The following is a 7,031-nucleotide window of genomic DNA, read 5'->3' on the forward strand; positions in this document are numbered from 1 at the left end:
GCACGACTGCATGGATGCAGGAGCTAGAGCAACGCAGGAGCAGTTGCCGCGTAGGACAGTCTCTTCCCGGTCAGCCTTCCGGATCAATAACGCTATAGCTGTTAGCGACGCAGACCCAGACGCTCGATCAGGGAACGGTAACGCTCAACGTCTTTGCCCTTCAGGTAGTTCAGCATATTACGACGCTGGTTTACCATGCGGATCAGCCCACGACGAGAGTGGTGATCCTTGTGGTTTGCCTTGAAGTGACCCTGCAAACCTTCGATGTTTGCAGTCAGCAGAGCAACCTGAACTTCAGGGCTACCGCTGTCGCCTTCACTACGACCGAATTCCTTGATAATTTCTGCTTTCTTTTTAGCAGTCAAAGCCATTGCTTTACACTCCGTTTAATATGCATCAACAAGCAGGTATGACCGTGCATATTTACAGCCAACCATTAAGCCTTGGCAGCACCTGCTGCCAATCAGGTGACGAATTCTAACATCAACCTCCAGCCGGAAGCCAGTCCGTTAAAGCCACCATACTGCAGAAAGATAATCTGTCTTAGTTTCCGGAACTGATCAGTCTCTTGGGTGCAACACGACCGTCTTCGTCAATCTCTCCAATACCCAGGAATCGAAGCACTTCCTGGCCCTCAACCTCTTCCTGACCATAGATACGGACATTACCACTGGTAGGCGCCTGAGGCACCTGAACCGGTTGCCCCTGACTGATGTAATAGCTGCTGGTTGCCCCCAGACGAATCTGAGGCCAGTCACTCACAGAAGTATCCAATGGCAGCAGCAGTTCATCCAGAGCCTTGTGACCACCGCCGTCGCGAATATCTTCGAGCTCTGCCAAAGTGTAGGACTGGTGTTCAGTATATGGGCCTGCCTTCATTCTATGCAGCTCGGCAACATGCCCGAGACACCCCAGAGCTGCACCAATATCTTCAGCCAGAGTACGAACATAAGTGCCCTTGGAGCAATCCACTTCAAGGATCAGCCTGTCACCTTCAAAGTCCAGCAGCTCAAGACGATAGATGGTGATGCGTCGTGACGGACGCTCAACAACAATACCTTGACGAGCCAGCTTGTAAAGCGGTTCACCATTGTGCTTCAGCGCTGAATACATACTGGGAATCTGATCAACCTCACCACGGAAGCGATCAAGGATAGCTTCAACTTCAGAACGGGTAACATTCACCGGACGCTGCTCGACTATCTCGCCTTCACGGTCACCGGTCTCCGTCTGGATACCCAGCTTGACTTCAGTTCTGTAGGACTTATCCGATTCCAGCAGATACTGTGAAAATTTTGTCGCCTCGCCCAGACAGACCGGCAAAACTCCGGTAGCCAGAGGATCAAGACTCCCGGTATGGCCAGCTTTGGCTGCACCATAAAGCCGCTTGACACGTTGCAGAACGTCATTGGAACTGACACCCTTAGGCTTATTCACAACAACAATACCGTCCACCCTGCGGCCACGGCTACGTCTGCGTTTAGACATCAATTACTCCTCAGACTCACCCTGATGATCACTGTCACCAGAACGAGCTTTTGCAATCAACTCACTCATATACGCACCACGCCTCAGACTGTTGTCATAATGAAAACGCAACTGGGGAATGATACGCAACTTGATGGAACGGGCCAGCTCGCTGCGGAGGAAACCGGCAGCACTCTGCATAACCTCCAGGTTCTCATCAACACTTTTCTGGTTGCTGACGCCCTCTTGGTCGTCTATGCCCAGAAAAGAAACAAAAACATCGGCAAAGGCCAGATCGCGGGACACTTCTACCGCGCTGACGGTTACCATACCTAAACGAGGGTCTTTCATCTCCAGCTGGATCAGCTGGGCCAATTCTTTCTGAATCTGGTCCGCTACCCGCTGAGTTCGACTGTATTCTTTAGCCATTGGGGATTAAAACCTGCTGATATGAGAAAGCCCGCAGTCTTTGCTGCGGGCTTCTTTCTTTGGCAACCGACCGAGTATGAGCAGATCGGCCGAACCTGATTAAAGAGTACGCTTGACTTCAACAGTCTTGTAAACTTCGATCTTATCGCCTGGCTTCACGTCGTTGTACGACTTGACCGCAATACCACACTCCATACCTTCGCGAACTTCCTGTACGTCATCCTTGAAGCGACGCAAGGATTCCAACTCGCCTTCAAAGATCACCACGTTGTCACGCAGTACACGAATACGGTCGTTTCGGTAAACAATACCTTCAACAACCATACAGCCAGCCACCGCCCCGAACTTCGGTGAACGGAAAACGTCACGTACTTCTGCAGTGCCCACAATCTGCTCACGGGTATCGGATCCCAGCATACCGCCCAGAGCCTTCTTAACATCGTCAATGATGTCATAGATGACACTGTAGTAGCGCAGATCCAGTTCTTCTGCCTCAATCACCTTACGGGCAGAAGCATCAGCACGAACGTTAAAACCAACGATAACGGCATTGGAAGCCATAGCCAGGTTAGCATCGGTTTCAGTGATACCACCTACGCCACCAGAAATAACCTTAACTTGAACTTCGTCGTTACCCTGCTCTTCCAGAGAAGTAGTCAGAGCCTCCAGAGAGCCCCGGACATCTGCCTTCAGAACGATATTAAGGGTCTTCTTCTCTTCAGAGCCCATGCTGGAGAAGATATTTTCCAGTTTGGAAGCCTGCTGACGAGCCAGTTTGACTTCACGGTATTTACCCTGACGGAACAGTGCGATTTCACGAGCCTTGCGCTCATCCTTAACCACAATCAGCTCATCACCAGCATCAGGAGTACCGTCCAGACCCAGAATTTCAACCGGAATGGAAGGGCCTGCATCTTTGATCGCCTTACCGTCTTCGTCCAGCATCGCACGAACACGGCCGTATTGCTGACCTACCAAGATGTTGTCACCCTGCTGCAGGTTGCCGGACTGAACCAGAACTGTTGCGACAGGGCCACGACCTTTATCCAGACGGGATTCAACCACCACGCCTTTAGCTGGACCTTTGTCTGCGGCAGACAGCTCAAGAACTTCAGCCTGAAGAAGTAATGCTTCCAGGAGCTCATCAATTCCCTGCCCGGTCAGAGCTGACACATGAATAAACTGAGTATCACCACCCCACTCCTCAGGAATCACTTCTCTTGCAGCCAGTTCGTTTTTCACACGATCAGGATCTGCAGCTTCCTTGTCGATCTTATTCACAGCAACAACGACTGGAACACCAGCAGCCTTGGCGTGCTGAACCGCTTCTTCGGTCTGAGGCATAACACCATCATCAGCCGCAACCACCAGAATGACGATATCTGTTGCCTTGGCACCACGAGCACGCATGGCGGTAAAGGCCGCGTGCCCGGGAGTATCCAGGAAAGAAACCATACCGCGCGGGGTATCTACGTGGTAAGCACCAATGTGCTGGGTGATACCACCGGCCTCGCCTGCTTGCACACGACTCTTGCGGATGTAGTCCAGCAAAGAGGTCTTACCGTGGTCAACGTGACCCATTACTGTCACAACCGGCGCACGAGGTTTCTCCTCAAAATCGGTTACGCCATCTTCCTGATCTTCAGTCAGAGAGTCTTCAATGCTGTCAGCCTTGACCAGTTTGAAGGTGTGACCCATCTCTTCAACTACGATGGATGCAGTATCCTGGTCAATCACCTGATTGATGGTCACCATGGAACCCATTTTGAACATCGCCTTGATGACGTCAGCAGCCTTGACAGCCATTTTTTGCGCCAGCTCAGCAACAGTGATGGTCTCAGGAATAGAGACTTCGCGTATTACCGGAGCGGTTGGCTTGGTGAAGCCGTGAGCTGCCATGGATTCAGGCGTAATTGTGCGGGCTGCCTTACGGCCGCCACGACGATCATCTTTACGACCTGCGTTGCGTCCGCCACGCTTCTCACCACGACGACCGCGTTCTTCACGGGGCTCATCACGGCGATCTTTGCCTTTGCGGTTACGGCCGCGCTTATCACCTTCCGGAGTCGGCATTGGCGCAGCGGCTGGATCAAAGCTTGGAGCAGACGGGCCATCACGACGAACCGGACGATCACCATCACGACGTGGTGGACGATCACCATGACGAGCCGGACGGTCTCCTTCACGACGTGGCGGACGATCACCATCGCGACGCTGCTGGGGACGATCGCCTTCACGACGCGGGGGACGATCGCCGTCACGACGCTGCTGGGAACGATCTCCATCGCGACGCTGAGGACGGTCACCATCACGACGTGAGTCACCACGAGCCCGCTTTTCTTCGGGTTTCTGCTCTTCCGCTTTTTCGTTCTTGACGTAGGTGCGCTTCTTGCGAACTTCTACGTTTACAACTTTTTTCTTACCAGCGCCACCACCGCCAGATACTTTCATCTGACTGACAGTTTTGCGCTTAAGGGTGATCTTGGTAGGTTCAGCCGTACCCGTGTGATCACCGTGAATGCTTTTCAGATGAGCCAGCAACTGCTTCTTTTCTGCATCCGACACAGCTTCTGAAGCCTTGGTTTGCTTCAGGCCCGCATCCTGCATCTGCTGCAGCAACCTTTCGACCGGAGCGCCGACCACCTTCGCGAGTTGTTCTACGGTTACTTCTGCCATTAACACTTCTCCTCTCAGTGGCCCGCTCAGTTACCAGCTTCCTCGAACCAGGGAGCACGCGCCGTCATAATCAATTCACCCGCACGCGTTTCGTCCATACCTTCAATTTCGAGAAGGTCGTCAATGGACTGCTCCGCCAGATCTTCCATAGTAATGACACCCAGACTGGCCAGCTCCAGCGCCAGCTCCTCATCCATACCATCCATAGCCAAAAGGTCTTCAGCCGGCTGTGCGCCATCTAACTTTTCTTCTCGAGCGATAGCCTGAGTCAACAGCTTGTCTTTCGCACGAGTGCGAAGCTCCTCCACGATTTCTTCATCCATGCCTTCAATTGCCACCATCTCTTCCAGAGGAACATAGGCAATCTCTTCAACCGTAGTGAACCCTTCGTCGACCAGCAGCTGAGCCAGTTCTTCATCGATATCGAGCAGATCAATGAAACTCTGTTTAAACTTGTCCGCTTCCTTTTCCTGCTTGGCAGCGGCTTCAGCTTCTGTCATAACGTTCAATTTCCAGCCAGTCAGCTCACTGGCCAGTCGAACATTCTGACCACTACGACCAATGGCCTGAGCCAGATTATCTTCGCTGACTGCGATATCCATAGTTCCGGAGTCTTCGTCAACGATGATGGAAGCAACCTCTGCAGGCTGCATGGCATTGATCACATACTGGACAGGGTTTTCGTCGAACAGAACAATGTCGATACGCTCATTACCCAACTCGCCGGATACCGCCTGTACACGAGCACCGCGCATACCTACGCAGGCACCTACCGGATCTATGCGTCCATCATTGGTCTTGACGGCAATTTTTGCCCTTGAGCCCGGATCACGGGCAGCCGCCCTGATCTCCAGAACCTCCTCAGCAATTTCCGGCACTTCAATGCGGAACAATTCAATCAGCATTTCAGGCGCAGTTCGGGACAGCATCAGCTGCGGCCCACGACCTTCCGTGGAAATTTCACTCAACAAAGCCCTCACATGGCTCCCCATACGAAAGTTCTCACGAGGCAGTATGCTGTCCTTGCGCATGACTGCTTCAGCATTGTTGCCAAGGTCAACAATAATACTGTCACGAGTCGTTTTCTTTACGGTTCCATTAATCAGATCGCCCAGCTTGTCACTGTATTGTTCAACCATTTGTGCGCGCTCGGCTTCGCGCACCTTCTGAACGATAACCTGCTTGGCGGTCTGGGCTGCAATCCGTCCAAATGCGACAGACTCAACCTGCTCTTCCCAGACACCACCGATCTCCAGAGACTCGTCCTTCTCCTTACCCTCATCCAGGGTAAAGTGCATGCCCGGAAACTCGAAATCTTCGTCCGCAACCACGCTCCAACGACGGTAGGTATCGTATTCACCACTACTGCGGTCAATCGCTACCCGGATATCCACTTCTGTTTCGTAACGCTTTTTGGTCGCAGTTGCCAGAGCGATCTCCATCGCCTCGAAGATCACTTCGGGTGGAACGCCCTTCTCGTTGGAAACGGACTCAACGACCAACAGAATTTCTTTACTCATGCTCTGCCTCGCCTATGCTGAACCAGTCCATGCCTTTGCCAACACTTCCCTGGCCGTTAACCGGGAAGACCCTCGCCTGTCATCAACTTCTTATTGCAGACAACGGCTAGCAACCCGGCCTGAACCTTTTACTCAATCTTTTATCTGGTTATTACCAGTTATGAGCCTGAAGTTAGTCGAATCTCGGTATCACCTGAGCCTTGTCTATGCTCTCTATGGGAAGAAGCAGTTCATGATCATCAACCACTAACACCACGTCCTGGTCTTCTACCCCTTTTACAACGCCTCTGTACCTGCGCCGCCCCTCAAAAGGCACCCTCAATCGGACATTGACCTCAGCTCCCGCCCAAGCCACGTAGTGCTCAAGCGTAAACAACCGCCTGTCCACTCCGGGCGATGAGACTTCAAGGGTATATTCCTCCGTAATGGGATCTTCCACATCGAGAACCCCACTCAGCTGGCGACTGACGACTTCACAGTCATCCAGCTGGATTCCCTTTTCCTTATCAAGGGAATCAATATAAATGCGAAGCATGGATTGCTTACCCTGGGATTTGAACTCAATCCCCCAAAGCTGGTAGCCAAGGGATTCAACCACGGGCCCAATCAATGCCTCCACTTGCGACTGCTTGCCTGCCACGATGGAAACACCTGTCTGCAAAAACAAAAAAAGGGCTTAAAAGCCCTGTCTCTTCTATGCACCCAGTCTTCCAGCTGGACGCAACTAAGGAGCTTGCCAAAGACACACACCATTGAGCATGAATTCAACAAACTACCAGAATCTCAATGGGGCAACATCTCAAGCCCAAAAAGACTCTGACGCACCTAACAAAAAACCCCATAATGGGGTTTAATTATTTGGTAGCGGGGGCCAGATTCGAACTGACGACCTTCGGGTTATGAGCCCGACGAGCTACCAGGCTGCTCCACCCCGCATCA

The 7,031-nt window shown here is 52.2% G+C and carries 6 protein-coding genes and 1 tRNA gene; all 7 read right to left on the reverse strand.

What is annotated here, in order from left to right; genetic code table 11:
- Positions 1 to 101 precede the first annotated feature (101 nt).
- The 7 genes from rpsO to KDK19_RS02735 all read right to left on the reverse strand — a co-directional run bounded on the left by rpsO (position 102) and on the right by KDK19_RS02735 (position 7,028).
- Complete coding sequence (gene rpsO / locus KDK19_RS02705; protein ID WP_257254778.1) at positions 102 to 371, reverse strand: 30S ribosomal protein S15; 270 nt, start codon at positions 369 to 371, stop codon at positions 102 to 104.
- Between the two features lie 172 nt (positions 372 to 543).
- Positions 544 to 1,488, reverse strand: coding sequence for a tRNA pseudouridine(55) synthase TruB (gene truB, locus KDK19_RS02710; protein WP_257254777.1), 945 nt, complete (start codon positions 1,486 to 1,488; stop codon positions 544 to 546).
- A gap of 3 nt (positions 1,489 to 1,491) precedes the next feature.
- On the reverse strand, positions 1,492 to 1,896 hold the full coding sequence (gene rbfA, locus KDK19_RS02715; protein ID WP_257254776.1) for a 30S ribosome-binding factor RbfA: 405 nt from the start codon (positions 1,894 to 1,896) through the stop codon (positions 1,492 to 1,494).
- Positions 1,897 to 1,995: 99 nt separating this feature from the next.
- Positions 1,996 to 4,572, reverse strand: coding sequence for a translation initiation factor IF-2 (gene infB / locus KDK19_RS02720; protein WP_257254775.1), 2,577 nt, complete (start codon positions 4,570 to 4,572; stop codon positions 1,996 to 1,998).
- A gap of 26 nt (positions 4,573 to 4,598) precedes the next feature.
- On the reverse strand, positions 4,599 to 6,092 hold the full coding sequence (gene nusA, locus KDK19_RS02725) for a transcription termination factor NusA (protein ID WP_257254774.1): 1,494 nt from the start codon (positions 6,090 to 6,092) through the stop codon (positions 4,599 to 4,601).
- 172 nt (positions 6,093 to 6,264) lie between these two features.
- Positions 6,265 to 6,732 (reverse strand): ribosome maturation factor RimP, encoded by a 468-nt coding sequence (rimP, locus tag KDK19_RS02730; protein ID WP_257254779.1) that lies wholly within the window; start codon positions 6,730 to 6,732, stop codon positions 6,265 to 6,267.
- A 219-nt stretch (positions 6,733 to 6,951) separates the two neighbouring features.
- Positions 6,952 to 7,028 (reverse strand) — tRNA-Met (locus KDK19_RS02735).
- Positions 7,029 to 7,031 lie beyond the last annotated feature (3 nt).

Origin of the sequence: Endozoicomonas sp. ONNA1, assembly GCF_024606325.1 — a bacterium.
Lineage (GTDB): Bacteria > Pseudomonadota > Gammaproteobacteria > Pseudomonadales > Endozoicomonadaceae > Endozoicomonas_A.